Origin of the sequence: Pseudobutyrivibrio ruminis, assembly GCF_015057245.1 — a bacterium.
GTDB lineage: Bacteria > Bacillota > Clostridia > Lachnospirales > Lachnospiraceae > Pseudobutyrivibrio > Pseudobutyrivibrio ruminis_E.
In genome coordinates, this window is sequence record NZ_SVET01000005.1 from 1 (window position 1) to 22,088 (window position 22,088).

21 protein-coding genes are annotated in these 22,088 nt (G+C 40.7%); 19 read left to right on the top strand and 2 right to left on the bottom strand.

The features are described 5' to 3' along the window. Positions 1-85: 85 nt before the first annotated feature. From E7274_RS05735 to E7274_RS05795, 13 genes are all read left to right on the top strand, one after another. Positions 86-433 carry a response regulator gene (locus E7274_RS05735; protein WP_090481086.1) on the top strand — a complete coding sequence of 116 codons (348 nt, stop codon included), beginning with the start codon at positions 86-88 and terminating at the stop codon, positions 431-433. 83 nt (positions 434-516) lie between these two features. Further along, entirely contained in the window at positions 517-1,710 is a 1,194-nt protein-coding gene (locus E7274_RS05740; RefSeq protein ID WP_304174460.1) for a cell wall hydrolase, read from the top strand. Positions 1,711-1,828: 118 nt separating this feature from the next. After that, on the top strand, positions 1,829-2,824 hold the full coding sequence (gene argF / locus E7274_RS05745) for an ornithine carbamoyltransferase (protein ID WP_304174462.1): 996 nt from the start codon (positions 1,829-1,831) through the stop codon (positions 2,822-2,824). Then, a complete protein-coding gene (locus tag E7274_RS05750) occupies positions 2,818-3,588 on the top strand; it encodes a biotin--[acetyl-CoA-carboxylase] ligase (RefSeq protein WP_304174464.1) in 771 nt (256 codons plus the stop codon). The genes argF and E7274_RS05750 overlap by 7 nt, the downstream gene beginning before the upstream one ends. After that, the gene (locus tag E7274_RS05755) at positions 3,575-3,916 is read left to right on the top strand and encodes a DUF6145 family protein (protein ID WP_330371741.1); all 342 of its coding nucleotides are present in this window, start codon (positions 3,575-3,577) and stop codon (positions 3,914-3,916) included. Before E7274_RS05750 ends, E7274_RS05755 begins: the two co-directional genes overlap by 14 nt. Next, on the top strand, positions 3,916-4,686 hold the full coding sequence (locus E7274_RS05760) for a type III pantothenate kinase (RefSeq protein ID WP_033152712.1): 771 nt from the start codon (positions 3,916-3,918) through the stop codon (positions 4,684-4,686). The genes E7274_RS05755 and E7274_RS05760 overlap by 1 nt, the downstream gene beginning before the upstream one ends. After that, positions 4,686-5,663, top strand: coding sequence for a tRNA dihydrouridine synthase DusB (gene dusB, locus E7274_RS05765; RefSeq protein WP_304174466.1), 978 nt, complete (start codon positions 4,686-4,688; stop codon positions 5,661-5,663). The genes E7274_RS05760 and dusB overlap by 1 nt, the downstream gene beginning before the upstream one ends. Positions 5,664-5,790: 127 nt before the next feature. Further along, a complete protein-coding gene (gene greA, locus E7274_RS05770; protein WP_044936502.1) occupies positions 5,791-6,270 on the top strand; it encodes a transcription elongation factor GreA in 480 nt (159 codons plus the stop codon). Between the two features lie 78 nt (positions 6,271-6,348). Beyond that, on the top strand, positions 6,349-7,734 hold the full coding sequence (locus E7274_RS05775) for an MATE family efflux transporter (RefSeq protein WP_304174468.1): 1,386 nt from the start codon (positions 6,349-6,351) through the stop codon (positions 7,732-7,734). An 84-nt stretch (positions 7,735-7,818) separates the two neighbouring features. Further along, on the top strand, positions 7,819-9,840 hold the full coding sequence (gene lysS / locus E7274_RS05780) for a lysine--tRNA ligase (protein WP_304174470.1): 2,022 nt from the start codon (positions 7,819-7,821) through the stop codon (positions 9,838-9,840). 213 nt (positions 9,841-10,053) lie between these two features. Next, positions 10,054-11,607: a glutamate/gamma-aminobutyrate family transporter YjeM gene (gene yjeM / locus E7274_RS05785; RefSeq protein WP_304174472.1), complete on the top strand. Its 1,554-nt coding sequence runs from the start codon at positions 10,054-10,056 to the stop codon at positions 11,605-11,607. A gap of 174 nt (positions 11,608-11,781) precedes the next feature. After that, positions 11,782-13,257 (top strand): methyl-accepting chemotaxis protein, encoded by a 1,476-nt coding sequence (locus E7274_RS05790; RefSeq protein ID WP_304174474.1) that lies wholly within the window; start codon positions 11,782-11,784, stop codon positions 13,255-13,257. Between the two features lie 721 nt (positions 13,258-13,978). Further along, positions 13,979-15,169, top strand: a complete 1,191-nt coding sequence (locus E7274_RS05795; RefSeq protein ID WP_304174476.1) for a pyridoxal phosphate-dependent aminotransferase — start codon at positions 13,979-13,981, stop codon at positions 15,167-15,169. Here the strand turns inward: E7274_RS05795 and E7274_RS05800 are convergent. Next, a complete protein-coding gene (locus E7274_RS05800; protein ID WP_304174478.1) occupies positions 15,166-16,041 on the bottom strand; it encodes a LysR family transcriptional regulator in 876 nt (291 codons plus the stop codon). The genes E7274_RS05795 and E7274_RS05800 overlap by 4 nt on opposite strands. 85 nt (positions 16,042-16,126) lie before the next feature. After that, positions 16,127-17,500, bottom strand: coding sequence for an LVIVD repeat-containing protein (locus E7274_RS05805; protein ID WP_033152732.1), 1,374 nt, complete (start codon positions 17,498-17,500; stop codon positions 16,127-16,129). Between the two features lie 331 nt (positions 17,501-17,831). Between E7274_RS05805 and E7274_RS05810 the strand changes: the two genes are divergently transcribed. Genes E7274_RS05810 through E7274_RS05835 form a run of 6 tightly spaced genes read left to right on the top strand, consistent with a single transcriptional unit; the run spans position 17,832 to position 22,078 of the window. Then, complete coding sequence (locus E7274_RS05810) at positions 17,832-18,683, top strand: acetyl-CoA hydrolase (RefSeq protein WP_304174480.1); 852 nt, start codon at positions 17,832-17,834, stop codon at positions 18,681-18,683. A gap of 31 nt (positions 18,684-18,714) precedes the next feature. After that, entirely contained in the window at positions 18,715-19,413 is a 699-nt protein-coding gene (locus E7274_RS05815) for a nucleotide-binding protein (RefSeq protein WP_033152735.1), read from the top strand. 38 nt (positions 19,414-19,451) lie between these two features. Further along, positions 19,452-19,667, top strand: coding sequence for a 4Fe-4S dicluster domain-containing protein (locus E7274_RS05820; protein ID WP_033152741.1), 216 nt, complete (start codon positions 19,452-19,454; stop codon positions 19,665-19,667). Between the two features lie 2 nt (positions 19,668-19,669). Then, positions 19,670-20,758 (top strand): 3-methyl-2-oxobutanoate dehydrogenase subunit VorB, encoded by a 1,089-nt coding sequence (vorB, locus tag E7274_RS05825; RefSeq protein ID WP_033152743.1) that lies wholly within the window; start codon positions 19,670-19,672, stop codon positions 20,756-20,758. 1 nt (position 20,759) lies between these two features. After that, entirely contained in the window at positions 20,760-21,515 is a 756-nt protein-coding gene (locus tag E7274_RS05830) for a thiamine pyrophosphate-dependent enzyme (RefSeq protein WP_033152745.1), read from the top strand. Beyond that, a complete protein-coding gene (locus E7274_RS05835) occupies positions 21,515-22,078 on the top strand; it encodes a 2-oxoacid:acceptor oxidoreductase family protein (protein ID WP_033152747.1) in 564 nt (187 codons plus the stop codon). Before E7274_RS05830 ends, E7274_RS05835 begins: the two co-directional genes overlap by 1 nt. The last annotated feature ends 10 nt before the right edge of the window (positions 22,079-22,088 follow it).

The following is a 22,088-nucleotide window of genomic DNA, read 5'->3' on the forward strand; positions in this document are numbered from 1 at the left end:
CCACAGTATCTTAAAATAGCATAGTCAAACCTATAGAAAAGGTAAAGAAAGACTATGACTTTATATAATAGTAGGGGAATAGTTAATGAAAGTATTAATAGTTGATGACGAACTTTTTGCAAGACGCACTTTGGAAAGAATTCTTTCTGATGATGCAGAAATTATCGAGGCACAGGATTGTTACGACGCATACACAATGTATGAAGTATTTCATCCTGATGTAGTAATCACAGATATTATGATGAAGGGTGGCATCGGCGGAGACTGGCTGATAGATAAATTACTCCAGCTTGATGAGCATGCCAAAATCATAGTTTGCTCAGGCAGACAGAAGACAGATTTGCTTAAATATAAGCTTATGGGAGCTAAGTATTGCATCCAAAAACCAATCAAATATCAAGAGCTTTGGGACTGTATTGATGCCGTAATTTGACAAAAAAATGTAATAATGTTATATTAGCCTTTGTAACAAAGTTGTAATAAATAGAATTTTTTTGTAAAAAACAACGGAGGCTTATGGTTAAATTTAGCAATTATCTTGCTGCAGCGTACGATAAGAATCGAAAGTATATCAATAAACGTACTATGCAGTCAGGAGCTCTTGCAGTAGCATTGATGCTCTTATTTACAGGCGCATACACAGGCGCACCTGAGGAAGAGGTTTCTACTACAGCTGTAGAAGTTCAGCCAACTAGCACAGCAGGTGTATTCTCAGCAGTATCATCAATGGAGCTCACAGCAGGAGATTCAAGTCTGGTTTATGCATCAGCGGATGTTACAGTGGTTGCGTCTACAACAGATCAGGTTGAGCCTGATTTAGAAGATGAATACGATGAGTGGGCAGACAAGGTTATGGCACAGGTTGAAGATTATCTTTCTATTCGTTCAGAAGCCAGCTCAGATTCAGAAGTTATTGGAAAGCTTCGTTCTGGCGATGTTGCTACACTCGTAGATGTTTTTGACGGATGGTACGAAATCGAGTCAGGTAATGCACACGGCTTTGTATCAGCAGATTTCTGCGTCACAGGCATCGAAGCTTATGAGCTTGCAATGGATGTATGTGATACATACGCTACAACAGATGTAGCAGGCCTTCGCATTCGTAGCGAAGCATCAGAGGATTCTAGCATCCTCAAGGTTGTTTCTGAGGGAACAAAGCTTACAGTTAATTCTGATGCAGAGGAAGTTGACGGCTGGGTAGCAGTTACATCAGCAGACGTATCAGGATATGTTAAGGCAGAGTATGTCCAGGTGGACATGGTTACTGGCGAAGCCATCACTCTTGAAGAAGAGGCAGAGGCTAAGGCTGCAGCAGAGGAAGCAGCACGTCAGGCAAAGGAGGCAGCAGCTGCTGCCGCTGCAGCAAATCAAAGCATTATTGATTCTGCAGATGATGTTACTCTTCTTGCAGCAATCATTCAGATTGAAGCAGGTAATGAGATTTACGAGGGACAGGTTGCAGTTGGTTCTGTTGTTATGAACAGAGTTCGCAGCGGTTCTTATGCAAACACTATCAGCGGAGTTATTTTCGCAAAGGGACAGTTTGCAACTTCACGTATGTCATCAGTTATCTCTAAGGGACCAAAGGCTTCTTGTATCCAGGCAGCTTATGATGCCCTTGCAGGTGTTGATACAACAGGTGGCGCAACACACTTTAGACGTGCAGGTTCAAAAGATGGACTTATCATTGGTAACCACGTTTTCTATTAGTTTTGATATATTGATGCAAAAATCCGAGCTCTTGGGCTTTACCCAAGAGCTCTTTTATTGTATAATGCATAATTAATTACAATAAATGCATAAATATACATCACTAAGGAGGTACGTTATGAGCTTAAAGGGAAAGAACTATTTAAAGATGTTGGATTTAACTACTGAGGAAATCAATTATCTTATTGATTTATCTATTCAGCTTAAGGCTGAAAAGAAGCAGGGTAAGTCTCAAAAAGATTACATGGCCGGAAAGAATATTGCATTGATTTTTGAGAAGACATCAACACGTACCAGATGTTCATTTGAAGTTGCAGCTTACGACATGGGAGCTAATGTAACTTATCTTGATCCATCAGGTTCTCAGATTGGCAAAAAAGAATCTATCGCCGATACAGCTCGCGTCCTTGGTCGCATGTATGATGGAATAGAGTATCGTGGATTTGAGCAGACTATTGTTGAAGATTTGGCAAAATATGCAGGTGTTCCTGTATGGAATGGTCTAACAAATGAATCACATCCAACTCAGATGATTGCAGATATGATGACAATCAAAGAACATTTTGGCAAACTTGAGGGAATAAAGTTTGTATATATGGGCGATGCCCGTTATAATATGGGTAATTCCCTTATGGTCACTTGTGCAAAGTTGGGTATGGATTTCGTAGCTTGCACAAACAAAAAATATTTCCCAGAGGAGTCACTTGTAAAGCAGTGCCAGGACATTGCAAGCAAGACAGGAGCTACAATCACACTTACAGAGGATGTAGCAGAGGGCTGCAAGGATGCTGATGTTATCTACACAGATGTGTGGGTATCAATGGGCGAGCCTGATGAGGTTTGGGCAGAGCGTATTAATGATCTTAGCCCATATCAGGTTAATGCAAAGGCATTTTCTTATGCAAAGCCAGATGCAAAATTTATGCACTGCCTTCCTGCTTTCCACGACTTGAATACTACAATCGGCAAGCAGATTCACGACAAATTTGGAATAGACTGTATGGAAGTTACAGACGAAATTTTTGAAGGCGAGCATTCAATAGTATTTGATGAGGCAGAAAACCGCATGCATTCCATCAAGGCTATTATGTATGCAACATTAGGTTCATGTTAGAGGAAATACGATACGAATATTACGAATCAGTAGATTCAACAAACGACAGAATTAAAGAACGTGCTCATGAAAATGAGGCACAGGGGCTAGTTATTTCAGCAGGCACACAAACAGCTGGCAAGGGGCGCATCGGAAGAAAGTGGGAATCACCTACAAAGGATTCAGTTTCCACTTCACTCTTGCTTACACCGGATGATATTTCATTAGAGGCCATTCCAACAATCACTGTAGTTGCAGCAATGGCAGTGAGAGATGCATTATCAAATCTATATGGCTTAGAAGGCAAAATAAAATGGCCAAATGATATCGTGTTGGGCGGCAAGAAAATCTGTGGAATCCTGACAGAGATGGAAATGAAGGACAACAAGGTTTGGTATGTTGTAGTAGGTATTGGTGTCAATGTTCACAACACTCAGTTCCCAGAGGAGATTGCATTCAAGGCCACATCTGTGGATATTGAGCTTAAAAAGCAATCCGGGGAAAAAGGACATCGTTCCGAAATCACAAAGGCAATCTGGGAGAGCTTTCAGAAGTACTACAACATCTTCATAAAGACTCAGGATATGTCCGGCCTTAAGGAAGAATACGAAAGATATCTTGCTAATCTGAACGAACGTGTTAGAATAGAGGCTCAGGAGAATTCCTACGAAGCGATTGCTAGAGGAATCGATGACCGCGGCCAGCTCATCATAGAAGTTGACGGTCAGCAACAAATAATTAGTACAGGAGAGGTTTCTGTTAGAGGAATCTATGGATACATTTGATATGGAAGAAGAAGTAGTATTATGCGGCGCCAGCTGCTACACTAAAAAATTTTATTTGAATCCGGACTTCGAGGGACTCCCTCCAATGATTAAGGATGAATTAAAAATCATGTGCGTTATGTACACTGAAGAAGTTAGTGGAACAATTCAGTTCATCTACGAAGAGGATGGCAGTCTCAGAATTGACGTAGATCACAACGAGGATGATTTACTCTATGACGAGATTGGCTCTGCACTTGAAGTAAAAAGAATGCAGAGAGAACGTACAGAGTTATTCGAAGCACTTGAGACATACTATAAAGTAGTTTTCCTTGGGGAGGGCATGTAATGTTACTTACAATCGACGTTGGAAATACAAATATCACTATGGGAGTTTTTGATGGAGATACTCTTCTTGGCAACTTCCGTATCACTACAAAGATAAACAGAACATCAGATGAGTTCGGTATCGTAATCAAGGATATCCTTCGTTCAAACGATTTGGATGCATCAAAGGTAAACGATGTTATCATCGCATCTGTAGTTCCAAATGTAATGCACTCTCTTACAAGTGCAATCATTAAGTACTTCGATATTCAGCCTATCATCGTTGAGGCTGGTATCAAGACAGGCATCCGCATCGCTACAGAGAATCCAAAGCAGATTGGTGCAGATAGAATTGTTGATGCAGCAGGCGCATATGAGCTCTACGGTGGTCCAGTTCTCGTAATTGATTACGGCACAGCTACCACATACGATTTGGTAGATGGAAATGGAGCATTTGTTTCAGGTGTAACAGCACCTGGTATCCGCATCAGCGCAAGGGCTCTTTGGGAGGATGCAGCAAAGCTTCCTGAAATCGAAATCAAGAAGCCTGAAAAGATTCTTGCAAAGGAAACAATCTCATCTATGCAGGCAGGTCTTGTATACGGTCAGATTGGTCAGACAGAATACATCGTAAAACACATGATAGAAGAGAGTGGCTATGATAATGTGAAGGTTGTAGCAACAGGTGGACTTGGAAATCTTATCGCAAGCGAAACAAAGTGCATCGACATCTACAATCCAAATCTTACACTCTATGGAATGAAGTTTATTTATAACAAGCAAAAGAGATAATGATTAATAAATTAAAAATTGGAAATGTAACTCTAGACAATAATTTAATTTTGGCACCAATGGCAGGCGTAACAGACCTGCCATTTCGTCTGTTATGCAAGGAACAGGGAGCGGCTCTTTGCTGCATGGAAATGGTCAGCGCCAAAGGCATTTACTACAACAACAAGAACACCGAAAGTCTTCTTACTGTTGATGAAAGAGAACGCCCAGTTAGCCTTCAGCTTTTTGGCTCGGACCCAGATATCATGGCAGCCATGGCAGCAAAAATCGAGCATCGTAATTTCGATATCCTTGATATCAATATGGGATGCCCTGTTCCAAAGGTAGTTAATAACGGCGACGGTTCTGCTCTTATGAAGAATCCTAAATTGGCGGGCGAAATCATCGAAAAGATGGTAAAGGCAATCGACAAGCCTGTCACAGTTAAGATTCGTAAGGGATTTGACGATGAACATGTTAACGCGGTGGAGATGGCTCACATTGCACAGGAGTCAGGTGCAGCTGCCGTTGCAGTCCACGGAAGAACCCGTGAGCAATACTATTCTGGAAAGGCTGATTGGAGTATTATTGCTGATGTAAAAAATGCAGTATCAATTCCTGTAATTGGCAACGGCGATATTCTTGATGCAAAGGATGTGATTGCCATGAAGGAGCAGACAAACTGCGATGGTTTTATGATTGGTCGTGGAGCCCAAGGTAACCCTTGGATTTTCCATCAGATTCTTCACTACTTTGAGACAGGAGAGCTGATTGGCAAACCACCTATCGAGGAAATGATAGACACAATGCTTCGTCATGCCAGACTTCAAATCGAGTTTAAGGGAGATTATCTTGGAATTAGAGAAATGCGAAAGCATGCAGCTTGGTACACAGCAGGATACAAGGGTGCAAGCAAGCTGAGAGGCATGATAAATGACGTAGAATCATACGAAGAATTAGAAGCTCTTTTCTACAACTTTTTGGCAAATTTTAAATAATTTATGAATTAATTTGGAATTCTTGACATCAATATGTGGGTGGCTTATAATTCACTAAGTTATTGAAGTTAGTAGGGTCTTGCTTAGCAAGGCTCTTTTGAAAATGATAGACCCTGGAGGAAATAATATGGAAGCAAAGAAGAATTTACTTACTGCTGAAGGACTTAGAATATTAGAGGACGAACTTGAGGATCTCAAGGTCAATAAACGTAAAGAAGTATCACAGAAGATTAAGGAAGCTCGTGAGCAGGGCGACCTTTCTGAGAACGCTGAATACGATGCAGCTAAGGATGAGCAGAGAGATATCGAAGCTCGTATCGAAGAAATCGAAAAGATTCTTAAAAACGCTGAGGTCGTTACAGAAGAACACGATACAAAGAACATTAACATTGGATGGACCGTTACACTTCTTGATGTAGAGTTTGACGAGGAAGTTGAGTACAAAATCGTAGGTTCTACAGAGGCAAACAGCCTTAAGGGCAAGATTTCTAACGAGTCTCCTGTAGGTAAGGCTATTCTTGGACACAAGAAGGGCGATACAGTTACAGTAGAGACAGAAGCTGGAGAATTCCAGTACAAGATTCTTGCTGCAAAGAAGAACAAGTAATATCGCACATTAAAGCGGCCTATTCAGGGCCGCTTTTTTTGTACCTATAAATTAATCACATAACAAAAGGAGGAAAATATGCTAGCTAGACTTAAGAAAAAATACATCGGTGACAAGGCGTTTTACAGACGATATATTTTCCTGGCAACACCTATGATTATCCAGAATGCAATTACAAACTTTGTAAGTTTCCTGGATAATATCATGGTTGGACAATTGGGACAGGAAGCAATATCTGCTGTCGCAACAGTCAATCAGTTAAACTTTGTTTTTTCACTGGCAGTTTTTGGTGCAGCTTCCGCAGGAAGTATCTACGGAGCTCAGTACTTCGGTAAGGGCGACCACAAGGGTCATATGTACACTTTTCGATTTAAGCTCTACACCACATTGCTTGTAACTATACTAGGTATTTTGATGTTTAAGGTTTGGGGAAGCCAGCTTATTTCCCTTTTCCTTACAGAAAGCGAAGGCGCATCTCCAGAGCTTGCACTTTCACTTGGACTTCAATACTTAAGTATTATTTTGATTGGTTTGATACCTTTCGCTGTAAACCAAGCATACGCTACCAATATCAAAGAAACTGGTCAGACGGTAGTGCCAATGGTTGCAGGTATGGTTGCAGTTGCTACAAACGCTATTTTGGACTACTGCTTGATTTTCGGATTTGGACCATTCCCTCAGCTTGGTGTAGAAGGCGCCGCAATCGCAACAGTTATTGCAAGATATATCGAAGCAGCCATCGTAATCATTTGGGCTCACACTCACGCAGACAAAAACAAATATCTTGCAGGAGCTTACCTTGGTTTTGGAATCCCAAGAAAGATATTCAACCAGATTCTTATCAAAGGTGCGCCACTTATGCTTAACGAGGTACTTTGGGCAGCAGGTGTCAGCGCAGTAACACAGAGTTACTCAATACGTGGAATGAATGTACTTACTGCACTTAGTATTTCAAATACAGTAGGAAACCTGTTTAATATTGTATTCATCCAGCTTGGTGCATGTATCAGCATTATTGTTGGACAATACCTTGGTGCAGGTGAGCTTGAGGAAGCAAAGGATGCTGATAACAAGATGATTGCCTTTAGCGTATTCTGCTGTACTATCATGGCGGTTATCATGTTTGCGTTTGGAGGATTGTTCCCTCACATTTACAATGTAACACCTGAAATCAGAGCACTTGCTACAAAGTTCATTGCAGTAGCTGCACTATGGATGCCATTCTGTTCATTTAGCCATTGCTCATACTTTACGCTTCGTTCAGGCGGCAAGACTCTTGTAACATTCCTGTTCGACTCAGTGTTTACATGGGTTGTTATGGCTCCACTAGCATTTGTGTTGGCTCATTTTACAGGCCTTGGAATTGTTTGGGTGTACTTCTTTGTTCAGGGAACAGAAATCATCAAAAACATCATGGGATATTTCATGGTAAAGAGCGATGTATGGCTCCAGCAGATAGTATAGTTCCTTGACACAATTGAGGAAACTAGACTATAATTAAGTAGTTTGACAATAATTAAAATGTTTTTAAATAGATAAGGAGAAATTATGGCAGAGCAGGATATTAATCAGTTACTTCAGGTTCGCCGTGAAAAGCTTTCTGCACTTCAGGAAGCTGGCAAGGATCCATTCCAAATCACAAAATTCGATCAGACTCATCACAGCGATGAAGTTCGCGCTCTTTACGAGGAGCATGAGGCAAAGCTTTTAGCAGGTCGTCCAGCTGTTAACACAGATGGAATGGATGAGGAGGCTGCAAAGCAGGCCATTAATGATGATTACAACGAGCGTCGTGCTATCATGGATGCAGATCCAATCCACGTTAGCATTGCAGGTCGTATGATGTTTAAGCGTGTTATGGGTAAGGCAAGCTTCTGCAATATCCAGGATTTACAGAACAGCATTCAGGTTTATGTAGCACGTGACGCAATCGGCGAAGATTCATATGCAGATTTCAAGAAGTCAGATATCGGTGATATCTACGGTGTTAAGGGATATGCATTCAGAACAAAGACAGGTGAGATTTCTATCCATGCTGAGGAAATGACTCTTCTTTCAAAGTCACTTCAGATTCTTCCAGAGAAGTTCCATGGTCTTACAGATACAGACACACGTTATCGTCAGCGTTATGTTGACCTTATCATGAACAAGGATTCAAAGGATGTATTTATTAAGCGTTCACTTATGATGCGTGAAATCCGTAACTTCCTTGCAAACCGTGATTTCATGGAAGTTGAGACACCTATGCTTGTTGAGAACGCAGGTGGTGCAGCAGCTCGTCCATTCTTCACACACTACAATGCACTTGGCGAGGAGCGTAAGCTTCGTATCTCTCTTGAGCTTTACCTTAAGAGACTTATCGTTGGTGGCCTTGAGCGTGTATTTGAGATTGGCCGTGTATTCCGTAACGAGGGTGTTGATGCTCGTCACAACCCAGAGTTCACTCTTATGGAGCTTTACCAGGCATACACAGATTACGAAGGTATGATGGAGCTCACAGAGAGCATGTTCAGATATCTTGCTGAAAAGGTTGTTGGTTCTACAAAGATTTCTTACAACGGAGTAGAAATCGACCTTGGCAAGCCATTCGAAAGACTTACAATGACAGATGCTGTTAAGAAGTACGCAGGCATCGATTTTGATACAGTTGCAGACGATGAGGCTGCAAAGGCACTTGCTCGTGAGAAGGGTATCGAGTTTGAGGATCGTCACAAGAAGGGCGATATCCTTAACCTCTTCTTCGAGGAGTTCTGTGAGGAGAATCTTATCCAGCCTACATTTATTATGGATCATCCAATCGAGATTTCTCCACTTACAAAGAAGAAGCCATCTGACCCTACAAAGGTAGAGCGTTTCGAGCTCTTCATCAACGGATGGGAGATGTGTAACGCATACTCAGAGCTTAACGATCCAATCGATCAGCGTGAGCGTTTCGCAGCACAGGATGCAAATGCAGAAGCTGGTGATGACGAAGCTGAGCACACAGATGAGGACTTCCTTAACGCACTTGAAATTGGTATGCCACCTACAGGCGGTATCGGATACGGTCTCGACAGACTTTGCATGCTTCTTACAGATAGCGCTGCAATCCGTGACGTATTATTATTCCCAACTATGAAGTCACTTAACCCTGCAAAGCCACAGGCAGCAGGTGCTGATAATGGATTCTTTGCTCCAAATTCTAGCATCGATTTCTCAAATGTTAAGATCGAGCCACTTTTCGAGGAGCAGGTTGATTTCGAGACATTCTCAAAGAGTGATTTCAGAGCAGTAAAGGTAAAGGCTTGCCAGGCAGTACCAAAGTCAAAGAAGCTTCTTCAGTTCACACTTGATGACGGTACAGGCATAGACCGCACAATCCTTTCGGGAATTCATGCATTCTATGAGCCAGAGGAGCTTGTTGGTAAGACACTTGTAGCTATTACAAACCTTCCACCTAGAGCAATGATGGGAATTGAATCATGCGGTATGCTTCTTAGCGCTGTTAACAACCTTAAGGACAGCGAGGATGAAGAGCTTCATCTTCTCATGATTGACAACCACATCCCAGCTGGTGCAAAGTTATACTAAAATAAGTTTTTAAAACCTTCTTGGATAGAAATATCCAGGGAGGTTTTTTTGTTGCATGAAATTTTAGTGTTTAAAGTTCTAAAGTTTAAAGTGCTAATGTATTGTATTTTCTGTGTTTAAGAGCCCTAAAAACATTGAGAATCATGGTATAATCGAGGACGCTGCGTGTATAGGAAAATTAAATAAAGAATATATTTTATAAAGGAAGTAGTAATGAAAGAAGAAAAGAAATTAGGGCTAATGGCCCTCATACTGATGATCTTTACATCAGTATACGGATTTAACAATATCCCACGTTCATATTACTTAATGGGATATGCAGCAATTCCTTGGTTTGTAATTGCTGGTATTTTATTCTTTATACCATTTGCATTTATGGTAGCAGAGTTTGGTTCTGCATTTAAGGATGAGACAGGTGGTATGTATTCTTGGATGTGCAAGTCAGTAGGTCCTAAGTATGCATTCATTGGAACATTCATGTGGTACACATCATATGTACTTTGGATGGTAAATGTTTCATCAGGTATCTGGGTACCTGTATCAAACCTTATTTTCGGTGAAGATTGTACATCAAGCTGGTCTTTCTTTGGTTCAGAAATTCTTTCTGGCTCAAGACTTCTTGGTATCATGGCAATCATCTTCTTTATCTTTATCACATACTTTGATTCAAAGGGTATTGATAAGATTAGCAAGGTTACATCAATCGGTGGTACAGCAGTTCTTGTAATCAACATCATGGTAGTAGTTGGTTCAATCGTTATGATTATCGCTCGTCACGGACAGCTTGAGCAGCCATTCCTTGGCACAGAGTCATTGATGGTTCCTCTTAACGCAGCTTACCAGGGCAGCCCTATCATGATTTTATCATTTATTGTATATGCACTTTTCGCTTACGGCGGAATCGAAGCAGTTGGTGGTCTTGTTGATAAGACAGAGAACCCAAAGAAGAACTTCCCTAAGGGAATCGTAACAGCAGCTATGGTAATCGTAGTTGGTTATGCACTTCTTATCATGCTTGTAGGTTCATTTACAAACTACAGCGAAATCCTTGGCTCAGACAATATTACACTTGGAAATGTTTCATACGTAATCATGTCAAACTTTGCAGCAGCATTTGGTAAGGCATTTGGCGCTTCAGCAGCTACACAGGTAGCTCTTGCTCATGGATTCGCTCGAGTATACGCACTTATCATGCTTCTTGCACTTATGGGTGCTATGTTTACACTTGTATATTCACCACTTAAGCAGATTATCGACGGAACTCCAAAGGAGCTTTGGCCAGGTAAGATGGGTGAAATTGCAGAGGACGGTATGCCAAAGAACGCTATGTGGATTCAGTGTGCAATCGTTTGTATCATGATTCTTTTAGTTTCATTTGGTGGAGACACAATGCAGCAGTTCTTCGTTATCCTTACAGCAATGGTAAACGTTGGTATGACAGTACCATACATGTTTATTTCATTTGCATTCCCTAAGTTTAAGAAGATGAAGAACATCGACAGAAGCTTCGAAGTATTCAAGACACAGAAGTCTGCAAATATCTGGGGCTATGTTGTAACTCTTACATTGTTCTTTGCAAACGCATTTGCTATTATTCAGCCAGCTCTTGATGGCGATTTTAAGACTACATTCTGGTCATTAAGTGGTCCTGTAATCTTTGGATTAGCAGCCTGGATCATTTACACACGTTATGAAAAGAAATTAGCAGCAGGCGAATTCAATAAAGAAAATGCTGATGATGTTAATGAAAACGTTGTAACAGAATAATTAATTTAAGTTATAATACCTTCTTGGAATGATATTTCAGGAAGGTATTTTTTATTGTTACAAAAGACTATTAATGAACATTTATGCTAAAAAAGCGTAACAAACTGTGAACCTTGTTGAAAATAAATGAAAATCAATATATTCTCTTAATTATAAGGGATAGGAGGACTATTTATGGATTTGAAGGAAAGACACATATATGAAAGTAACAAGCTAGGATTTAAGTTGGCATGTATTATTCAAGTGTTCGAATTGGCTGCCACCATTCTCTATAGTGATCAGCGAGTGGGATTTTCATTTGTAAATACCACAACTATGTCTATCATACAGATTATAATGTTTATTTGCTCAATCTATGCATACTTACGATATAGTCATAGAACCAGAGGCAGATATTTGATGTTAGGCTCAATGCTCATTGGATACGCTGTAATGATGGCAGGATCTGTTCATGTCACATACATGTGGGCATTCGGACCATCATTTATTATTCTTTCCCTTTTGTTTAACGATGTGAAACTGACTATAGCTACATCAATAATTACAGCAGTAATTAATTTGTTATATATCCCATTGTTTTATATGTTTTCTGTGGAAGTGGCAGACAGACATTTTGCAGTCATGACAGATACTATATTCATGGTATTACTTTCTCTTATGGGTATATTCTATGTGCGCCTTAATTCACTTCAGAACAAAGAAACAATGGATGAAATCGAAGAGAATGTAAGACTTCAAGAAGAAAGTTCTGAGGTTATTAAAAATACAGGTATTACTATTGCTAAGAAGCTTGAGGATGCAAATGATGCAATGGAATCCTTGGCTTCAAAGGTTAGCTCAAGTGCAGAAGCAGCACAGCAGATTAGCGAGTCTGTAAACCTTACAGCAGAGGCCATTCAGACTCAAACAGAAATGAACTCTAATATCACAGATTCATTGGAAGAGATTGCACATCAGGCTAGAGCGATGAGACGAAATTCAGACGAGGTATCAGAAAACATCAGTGATGGTAATGCTCTTATTGAAGAGCTTCGTGCAAAATCTGATGAGGCATCTACAATTAACGCAGAGACAGCCACAATGACAAGTGAACTTCAGGAATCTGCAGTGACAGTAAAGGATATCGTAGGTACAATTCTTGATATCTCTGGCCAGACAAATCTTCTTGCACTTAACGCTTCTATAGAGGCCGCCAGAGCAGGTGAAGCTGGTAAAGGCTTTGCAGTAGTAGCAGACGAAATCCGTGCCCTTTCAGAGCATACAAAAGAATCAGCAGAGCAGATTTCAGCAACAATAGACGAATTAATCCAGCGTGTAAATACAGCATCTACAAACATGCAAAAGAGTGTGGACTCAGCAAATCAGCAGGGCGAAATGATTGCAGAAACTGGAGAAAAATTTGAAATTATCCTTGAGAAAATCACAGATCTTGCTCGCCGCGTAGCGATGATTTCCGACAACGTAGATGGCTGTGTAGATGCTAACAGTAAAGTAATGGATGCTATCAGCAACCTATCTGCAACATCACAGGAAGTTGCTGCATCTTCAGAATCTAGCATCACTCTTAATCAAGATTGTGAAGCTGACATGGAAAGCACCAAAGAAATCCTCCATGACATCCTCACAATCTCTCGAAGCAGCATGAATTAACTATTCTCACCTCCACTAATGGGATGAGGACAGGCCACCCTACCGGGACCCACAGCACCGCCCTGCTTAGCGTGTATCATTTGAGCAGATTTATAGATTTCCTTAATGTGTAAAGTCTCCCATATGTAGGTGTACTTACGAGGCTTTTACTATTCGAAGGTAATGTGTGGGTGGGACGGACAATGTTGTTTATATAATCATCTTGTCTTAACTAGTCTTTGTATTATTACTTTTGCTACTCCGTTCACCAAGAAAAATTAAAAAAGAGATATTTGTATGTATTGGCACCGTGGCACATTCAACATCGTGTTTCAAGTGACCACTGCTGCTGCCGTCCTAGCAGCAGCTGCCAATTCATATCAAATATCTCTTTTTATTTTTCTAAGTTCACTCCAAAGCAAATAGTAATAAATACAAAGCTAGTTTAAGACTGATGATTACTAAGTGTAGTGTATGTCCGTCTCCACCCATACTTTACCGATAGAATTGTAAAACTTCGTAAGAACACCTACTAATGAATATGGGAGACTACACATTTAGGAAATCATAAATCTGTGATTGTACACGCTAAGCAGGGCGGTGCTGTGGGCCCCGATAGGGTGGCCTGTCCTCATAGAAAATTCCTGGCAGAATAGTTATTTTTTTGCATGGACATTGGTTGAAAATAGGCATATAATACAAAGTAATTTAACGATTTAAAGTGACAGAGAGGGTGAGAAGAATGGTTATTTCGAAGAACATGGAAGCACTTGTAGCGGGAAGTTCCACAATCAGAAAATTATTTGAGGAGGGCTTGCAGCTTGCGGCTGAAGTTGGTGCAGAGAATGTGTACGATTTCAGCTTGGGAAATCCAGCTGCACCTGTGCCTGAGAAGGTTACTCAGTCTATTAAGGATATATTAGCTGAGAATCCTGGTGCGTATGTTCATGGTTATATGAAGAATGCGGGATTTGACGAAGTAAGAGTAAACGTTGCAAACAGCTTAAATAAAAAGTTTGATATGGGATATGGACCAGAGGATGTTGTTATGACTGTAGGGGCTGCTGGTGCCATGAATTGCGTGTTCAGAGCCCTTTTAGGATATGAGGATGAAGTAATTGCATTCGCTCCTTATTTTGGTGAATATAGAAGCTATGTGGCAAACTACGGTGGTATCTTGAAGGTTGTACCAGCAAAGCTTGACGATTTCGATTTGAATTTGGATGAGCTTGATGCGCTTATCAACGAGAAGACAAAGTGTGTCATTGTAAACAATCCTAATAATCCATCCGGAAAGGTTTATCCTGCAGCTACACTTCAGAAGCTAGCAGATATTTTGGAGAAGGCTGAAAAGAGAGTGGGTCATCCTATTTATGTAATCGCAGACGAGCCATATAGAGAGCTTGTATACGATGGAGATGAAGTGCCTTACATTCCTTCTATCATCAAGAATAGCATTTACATGTACTCATTCAGCAAGACTCTTTCCCTTCCAGGAGAGCGAATTGGCTACATGGCTCTTTCCAAGAGAATGGATTACTACGAGGAAATGATTGGTGCCATGGTTGTTGCAAATAGATGCTTAGGCTATATTAACGCCCCATCTCTATTCCAGCTTGTAGTATCAAGATGCCTTGATGTAGATGTAGATTTGGAATTCTACGATAAGAATAGAAAGCTTTTATACAGCAAGCTTACAGATCTTGGCTTTGAAGTGGTAAAGCCTCAGGGAGCATTTTATTTACTTGTAAAATCTCCATATGAAAACGAGGAAGAATTTGTAAAAGCAGCAAAGAAAAACCACATAATCTTAGTTTCTACTAAGACATTTGGTTGTCCTGGATATGTACGTATTGCATATTGTGTGGATTACAAAATGATAGAACGCTCTTTGCCAGCCTTTGAACAACTGGCAAAGGATTGCGGTCTTTAATCGTTAGATTTGAAATGCTCGTTTATCTTTTTATAGAGCATATCAATTGAAGACGAAATAGTATTACGTTTCCAAGCGATAGAGATTGGAAGATGATCATTGAGATTGAAATAATGGATTCCTGGGTGGTGGATTCCCTGGTACCAACCATCCAGGACTGCCACTCCAAGTCCATTTTCTACAGAGGCAAACACTGTATTGATGTTTGGAACTGCAGTAAATCTTGGAACAAAACCATAAGGTCTAAATAATAATTCAATGTCCTGACACAGCTCGCCAACACGTGGGTCGTCAATCATATAGAAAGTATATGAGGCGAAATCGGCAGCTGTTTTTATTTTGTCAAAATCTGGTAAAAGTTCAGAGTATACCACGATACGAGGTATGCTTGTGAACTTGTATCTAACCAAATCAGCTCTTCCCTCAACATAATCAGACGAAGTAATAATAGCATCTAAATGCTTGTCCTCAAGGGCCTGGAGAAGGTCTCTAAAGCCAAGACATTCAAATGAAATCATAAAGTCTGGATCCTCACTACGGCATTCGTTAACAACCTTTGGAAGAAAGCTTGAAACATTCCAACCGATGTTGTATCCCAAGCGGATATGGTTGGTGGTGTTGGCAAGCATCTTGCGGATGTTGTGTAGCTCAGCAAAATAGCGCTGGAAGAAATTGAAATAAAGAGTTCCTTCATCAGAAAGAGAGATGTGTCTGCTGTTTTCTCTGATGAAAAGATCTACTCCAAGTTCTTCTTCCAAGGCAGAAATATATCTGCTGACAGCTGGCTGAGGAAGATATAAATTTTGAGCAGCTTTTGTAAAGCTTAAATGTTTTGCTGTTTCTAAAAAACATTCTATCTGTTTATCATTCATGCCACCTATTATAGCAAAAAAATAACAGCTGTCACGTGGGCAACTGTTATTTATATATGGAGAATTTAAAATTAGTAGAAATAACCTATACTAAACATTTAAGGATATAAACACCATCATGCATTGCGTTCATGTAGATGTATCCTCTGTCATCAACAACCAAATCCTCAGCTGTGCCAAGAGGCTTGTTAGGCATCTTTACATCGAAGCAAAGCTTCTCTGGGTTTGGTGGGATGAAGTAAGCGATTTCCTTTGGTACGTATGGATCAGAAATATCGTATACACGAAGTCCTGCATGGAAGTAGCAGTCATAAGCTCTGTCACTTCTGTCCTCAAGCCAAGGCTTACCAGTCATTGGCTCGTGAAGGTTGTGTGGACCAAAGGAAGTAGGATAACCATATCCTAAATCATTAAAGTTTTTATATGGGAAGTCCTCTGGCACCTCAGGATAAGGAAGTACTGAAATAAGTACTGGATCCTCAGGATTAGAGATATCAAACATCTCAATACCGCACATAGCCTGTACGCCGAACTTATCAAAATCATTTTTGTTATAAGTCCACTGACGCTCGCCTTCCTGCATACCAATAGCATACTTTGTGCCGTGGATAGGCATGAATGTATGGCAAAGTGCGCCTCCAAACTTTGTAGCGAAAGGTGGAGTCATTTTAGCTTCACCGATTACCTGTGGCCACTCTGGATTTGAAACATCAAGAATCTTGAATCCGGCACCAGCGCAACTAAGGTAAGCTGTATCGCCATCAACATATGGGAAATGTACGAAACCAGGGTAAGTGTTGTAGCCCTGCCATCCATTCCATTCTTTTTCTCTAGTCTTCTTGGTCTGATTACCGAAGAACTGACCAGGATTCCACCAACGACCAACTTCATGTGGGTTTGTTGGGTCTGAAATATCTACGATTCTGTAGATGAAATCCTTAAATCCAACTGCTGTAGCAGAAAGATGTAAATATTTGCCACCGTTATATGTAAAACGATGAACGCCGGCACCTGGGTTACCCTCATCACCTGTTGACCAGAATGAAAGCTTCTTAGGATGCTCAGGGTCTTCCTTAAGAGAGAAGATATGTACTCCGCCTGGAGCAGGAGTGTACTTCTCTGGAGCAGGTCCATGAAGAAACTCAAGACAGTTACCATTTGAAACAATCATGAGATCATCTGCAATCTGAACCTTTGGTGTAGACATGTAAGGGTAAACCTCTGGATCCATAACAGGCATGTACTGTACATGACGTGGATTTGCAGGGTCTGTTACATCGATAATTTCAACACCATATCCGTAGAAGCAGCCGCCGTAAAGATAATACTTGCCGTCAGCTGTTTTATATAACTGTGACTGGAATAAGTAATGATTGTCAGCATCGTGATATGCGACAACTTCCATATTCTTTATGTAGCCTTCGTTTCCTGGGCTTTTAGCATAAAACTTTTCGCTCATAAAAACCTCCTTATAAGTGATTGCCTTAATTATAGGTCTCAAATTTTGGCTAAGTCCAATATTAAAAAGTGGTCATCAATAATATCAATTTTGTTATTGAAAATTTTTTCTCATTTAGATCCAAATCTGGATAAAAAAATTCTTTCATTATATAGGTTAAAAATTTAACAGACTTATATCATTTTTGTTATCAATATCCAACAATATTGATATTTTTTATCAAGAATCTGCGGTGTTATTATCTCAAATAGTTAAATATGCACAATAAATGTGCCTAAAAGAGAAGTTCAGTTGGTTAGTTTTATCTAACCGATGTAGAAGGAGGATCGTTATGGCTTACGAGTTTAACTTAATGAGAAGCTTAATCTATGTGGGGTTAGCAAAGGAAGAATACAGACCTAAGCTTGAGCACTGGCTTTACTATCATCATGTGCCAGAAAGTATCAGCAAGTTTTCCCCATATGTAACAAAGTATGCGTTTTACCAGGCATACCCAACACCACCAGAGGGAGATAGATTTGGTGCAAGAGCAATGCAGCTTACAGAGCATTACTGGTTAGTAAATGAGCATCTTCCAGAGATGGCAAACAACATCTTCTGTGAATATATGCCAATGGATGTACTTCGCTGGCAGGGATGCATTCCTGATGTAGAAAGCGCAACAGTACATGATAATTCAGAGTCTGGCGACGCAGGTCGCGCAGCAGGTGGCGGAGATTTCCCACCATTTATTTTCTCATTCGTTCCAATCAACTGGGAAGAAGATTTCAAGGGAAAAGATAGAACAATGGAAGATGGACCAAACTTCCGTTGGCAGTTCCTTATCAAGTATCCAGAGGAGTGCGGTAAGGAAGAAGGAGAAAGATGGTTCCATGAAGAAGTGGTTCCATTCCTTACAGGATCTGTTCGAGTAAACAGAGTAGTAAGTAGCAAGGTAATCGTAAACTACGGTGCTCCAGAAGCACAGTTTGATAGAGTTGTTGAGGTTTGGTTTGAAGGACCAGAAGAATGGCATGAGCTTTGTGTAAACCTTGCAAAGACACATCTTACAAAGCCAGCTTGGGCACAGCAGGATGAGTTCCCATTCTTAAAGCCACAGCACAATATAGCTTCAGTATTCCTTGGTGACAGATGTACATCTGACAACCTAAGACAGTACCAGGGCTATATCACACTTAGATAAATTCACTTATAGGTTTTAGCGAGGTAGGAAAATGCAACTAATCAAAAATGCATTAGCAATGAAAAAAACAAATTTCATTCTCATTGGCGAGGCAGGCTGTGGTAAGAGTGAGATAGCTCTCAATCTTGCTGAATACCTTGCTAAAAATACTGATAAGCATGTCCATCTGATTGATATGGACATGACAAAACCTCTATTTAGATCCAGGGATTTGCTAAACAGCGGGAAGCTCTCTGATGTAAATATCCACTATGAAGAACAGTTCTTTGACGCACCAACAGTTGTAGGCGGAGTCAGAGAGCTTTTAGCAGATCCGGAAAGCATTGTTGTTATGGATGTAGGAGGAGATGATATCGGCGCCAGATCTATTGGAGGATTTATGCTTGGGGTAGATAAAAAATCTATGTGCGTCATGTATGTACTAAATTACTACAGACCATTCTGCCAAGACATTGAACATATTGATCGATTTCTTTCGGAAATTCTCGCAGTTTCCCACTTAACTTTAGAGGATATTCACTTTGTGGATAATCCAAATGCAGGCCTGACAACAACTATTGATGAAGTTGTTGAAGGTGCAAACAAGATGAATGAAATCATTTCTGAATACAGAGAAATAGAGATGAATGTAATTCATGAAGGATTTTATGAATCCGTAAAAAACAAGCTCCAAAAAGAAAAGATTATGCCTATACACTTGTTCCTAACCTATGAATGGTTAAGAGACTAAGTTTATGGATATAGATATTAGATAAAGGAGGTCTAATAATGGCAAAGTTTAGAGTTAATGTAGTTGCCGAACGTTGCAAAAGCTGTGGCTATTGCATGAAGTTCTGTCCAAAGAATGTTCTAGAAGTTGGAACAGAAGTAAATGCAAAAGGCTATGAATATGTAGTGGCTGCACGACCAGATGACTGTGTAGGTTGTCTAACATGTGGTCGCATTTGTCCTGATGGGGCAATTGAGATTTATAAGGAGGATTAAAAATGGCTAGAACATTTATGAAGGGCAGCGAGGCTGTAGCTGAAGCAGCAGTACGTGCCGGTTGCCGTTTTTTTGCAGGTTATCCTATCACACCTCAGAACGAAGTCCCAGAGTATTTCTCAAGAAGACTTCCAGAAGTTGGTGGAACATTTATACAGGGTGAGTCTGAAGTAGCATCAATCAACATGGTTTACGGTGCTGCATCAGCAGGTGTCAGAGCAATGACATCTTCATCTTCACCAGGAATCGCACTTAAGAGTGAGGGAATATCATATTGTGCATCAGCACGTATTCCAATTGTGTATACAAACTTCGCAAGAGGGGGCCCTGGAGTAGGTTCAATCCAGCCAGCACAGATGGATTACTTTGAGGCTACAAAGGCAGCTGGTAACGGTGGTTTCCAGATGATGGTACTTGCTCCTTCAACAGTACAGGAAGCTGTAGACCTTACAGTTAAGGCTTTCGAGCTTGCTGATAGAGATAGAAACCCAGTTCACATCCTTGCTGATGGTGTTATCGCAACAATGATGGAGCCAGTTGAGCTTCCAGAGATGATGTCTGAGGAAAAGGTTGCTGAAATCAGAGAGTCAAAGAAGAAGTGGGCTTGCATAGGTCATGAGCTTGATTATGCAAATCGTGCTTGGATCCAGCCAGGTCAGTGGCAGACAACTGTTATGCAGAAGTGTAACGAGGAAGCTGCAGCACTTTATGAGTCATGGAAGAAGAATGACGTAATGGTTGAGGAATACATGGTAGAGGATGCTGAAATCATCCTTACAGCTTATGGTATTTCAGGACGTATTGCTAAGTCTTCTGTAGATATTCTCAGAAAGCAGGGAATCAAGGTTGGACTTATTCGTCCTATCACTCTTAATCCATTCCCAACAGAAGCTTTTGAGAAGTTAGATTACTCAAAGGTAAAGGCAATTCTTGATGTTGAGATGTCAATCCCAGCTCAGTATGCAACAGATGTTGAAGCAGTTGTTAGACGTCGTTGCCCAGTTGAGAAGTGCTTATGCTCTGGTGGTAACGTAATGTCAAGAGAGGCCGTGCTTGAGGCTGTAATGAAATTAGCAGGACAGGAGGCTTAACATGGCAGAATTATTATATAGCAGAACTAAAACAATTCAGGAGGACAAGGTTTCAGGATTTTGTCCAGGATGTATGCACTCTTCAGTTATGAAGTTAATCGGTGAAGTTATCGATGAGCTTGGTATCGTTGATAAGACAGCAGCTGTACTTGGTATTGGTTGCTGTGGTCTTCAGATGGACTACATGGCATACGACAACATTACAGCTCCACACGGTAGAGCATGTGCTGTTGCAACAGGTATGAAGAGAGCAAATCCAGATACTATTTACTACACATATCAGGGTGATGGTGACCTTGCTTCAATCGGTCTTGCAGAGACAATGTCTGCAGCAAACCGTGGCGAGAACTTCACAGTTATCTTCGTTAACAACGGAATTTATGGTATGACAGGTGGTCAGCTTGCTCCTACTACACTTTTCGGAATGAAGGCATCAACTGCGCCTAAGGGACGTATCGCTGAAGAGCATGGTTATCCAATGCATGTTTGCGAGACACTTAACCAGCTTACTGCACCATATTATTTAGCACGTACAAGCTGCAACACTCCAGCAAATGTAATGAAGACAAAGCAGGCTATCAAGAAGGCATTCCAGTATCAGATGGAAGGCAAGGGATTCTCACTTGTTGAAATCGTTACAAGCTGCCCAACAAACTGGGGACTTGATTCACTTAAGGCACTTGATTTCCTTGAGGAGAACATGCTTAAGGAATACCCACTTGGTGTAATTAGAGACAAGGGAATGGAGGAGAAATAATGGAAACAAATTTATGTGTAGCCGGATTCGGCGGACAGGGCGTTATGACCCTCGGAAAATTCCTTGCTTCTGCAACATGTGATTCAACAGATAAGAATGTAACATTCTTCCCTTCATACGGCGCAGAGCAGCGTGGTGGTACAGCAAACTGCTACGTAGTTATTTCAGATGAAATGATCGGTGCACCACTTGGTGACACAATGGACGACCTTATCGTTATGAACGGTCCTTCATTAAACAAGTTCATCGGAACACTTAAGCCAGGCGGACGCCTTTTCATCAACAGCTCAATCGTAAAGGACAAGATTGAAAGAACAGATGTTGAAATCGTAGAAGCACCTGTAACAGAGCTTGCACTTGAAATGGGTAATGCAAAGGTTCTTAACGTAATCATGCTTGGTGTTTACGTTGGTTATACAGAGGTTATCGCTCCAGAAATCGTTTGGGGCACAGTAGAGCACAAGCTTTCAAGCAAGCCAAAGCTTTTACCTCTCAACAAGGCTGCTTTTGATAAAGGTCTTGAAATCGGTCGTGAGTTCAAGGTTAAGAACGGCAAAAACTAATTTGATTTGA

Coding starts and splice junctions, on each gene's coding strand:
- E7274_RS05775 (WP_304174468.1), top strand. CDS start 6,349: ATGCTAGCTAGACTTAAGAAAAAATACATCGGTGACAAGGCGTTTTAC.
- E7274_RS05740 (WP_304174460.1), top strand. CDS start 517: ATGGTTAAATTTAGCAATTATCTTGCTGCAGCGTACGATAAGAATCGA.
- argF (WP_304174462.1), top strand. CDS start 1,829: ATGAGCTTAAAGGGAAAGAACTATTTAAAGATGTTGGATTTAACTACT.
- E7274_RS05750 (WP_304174464.1), top strand. CDS start 2,818: ATGTTAGAGGAAATACGATACGAATATTACGAATCAGTAGATTCAACA.
- E7274_RS05755 (WP_330371741.1), top strand. CDS start 3,575: ATGGATACATTTGATATGGAAGAAGAAGTAGTATTATGCGGCGCCAGC.
- E7274_RS05795 (WP_304174476.1), top strand. CDS start 13,979: ATGGTTATTTCGAAGAACATGGAAGCACTTGTAGCGGGAAGTTCCACA.
- greA (WP_044936502.1), top strand. CDS start 5,791: ATGGAAGCAAAGAAGAATTTACTTACTGCTGAAGGACTTAGAATATTA.
- E7274_RS05800 (WP_304174478.1), bottom strand. CDS start 16,041: ATGAATGATAAACAGATAGAATGTTTTTTAGAAACAGCAAAACATTTA.
- yjeM (WP_304174472.1), top strand. CDS start 10,054: ATGAAAGAAGAAAAGAAATTAGGGCTAATGGCCCTCATACTGATGATC.
- E7274_RS05805 (WP_033152732.1), bottom strand. CDS start 17,500: ATGAGCGAAAAGTTTTATGCTAAAAGCCCAGGAAACGAAGGCTACATA.
- E7274_RS05790 (WP_304174474.1), top strand. CDS start 11,782: ATGGATTTGAAGGAAAGACACATATATGAAAGTAACAAGCTAGGATTT.
- E7274_RS05760 (WP_033152712.1), top strand. CDS start 3,916: ATGTTACTTACAATCGACGTTGGAAATACAAATATCACTATGGGAGTT.
- E7274_RS05820 (WP_033152741.1), top strand. CDS start 19,452: ATGGCAAAGTTTAGAGTTAATGTAGTTGCCGAACGTTGCAAAAGCTGT.
- E7274_RS05810 (WP_304174480.1), top strand. CDS start 17,832: ATGGCTTACGAGTTTAACTTAATGAGAAGCTTAATCTATGTGGGGTTA.
- vorB (WP_033152743.1), top strand. CDS start 19,670: ATGGCTAGAACATTTATGAAGGGCAGCGAGGCTGTAGCTGAAGCAGCA.
- E7274_RS05735 (WP_090481086.1), top strand. CDS start 86: ATGAAAGTATTAATAGTTGATGACGAACTTTTTGCAAGACGCACTTTG.
- lysS (WP_304174470.1), top strand. CDS start 7,819: ATGGCAGAGCAGGATATTAATCAGTTACTTCAGGTTCGCCGTGAAAAG.
- E7274_RS05830 (WP_033152745.1), top strand. CDS start 20,760: ATGGCAGAATTATTATATAGCAGAACTAAAACAATTCAGGAGGACAAG.
- dusB (WP_304174466.1), top strand. CDS start 4,686: ATGATTAATAAATTAAAAATTGGAAATGTAACTCTAGACAATAATTTA.
- E7274_RS05835 (WP_033152747.1), top strand. CDS start 21,515: ATGGAAACAAATTTATGTGTAGCCGGATTCGGCGGACAGGGCGTTATG.
- E7274_RS05815 (WP_033152735.1), top strand. CDS start 18,715: ATGCAACTAATCAAAAATGCATTAGCAATGAAAAAAACAAATTTCATT.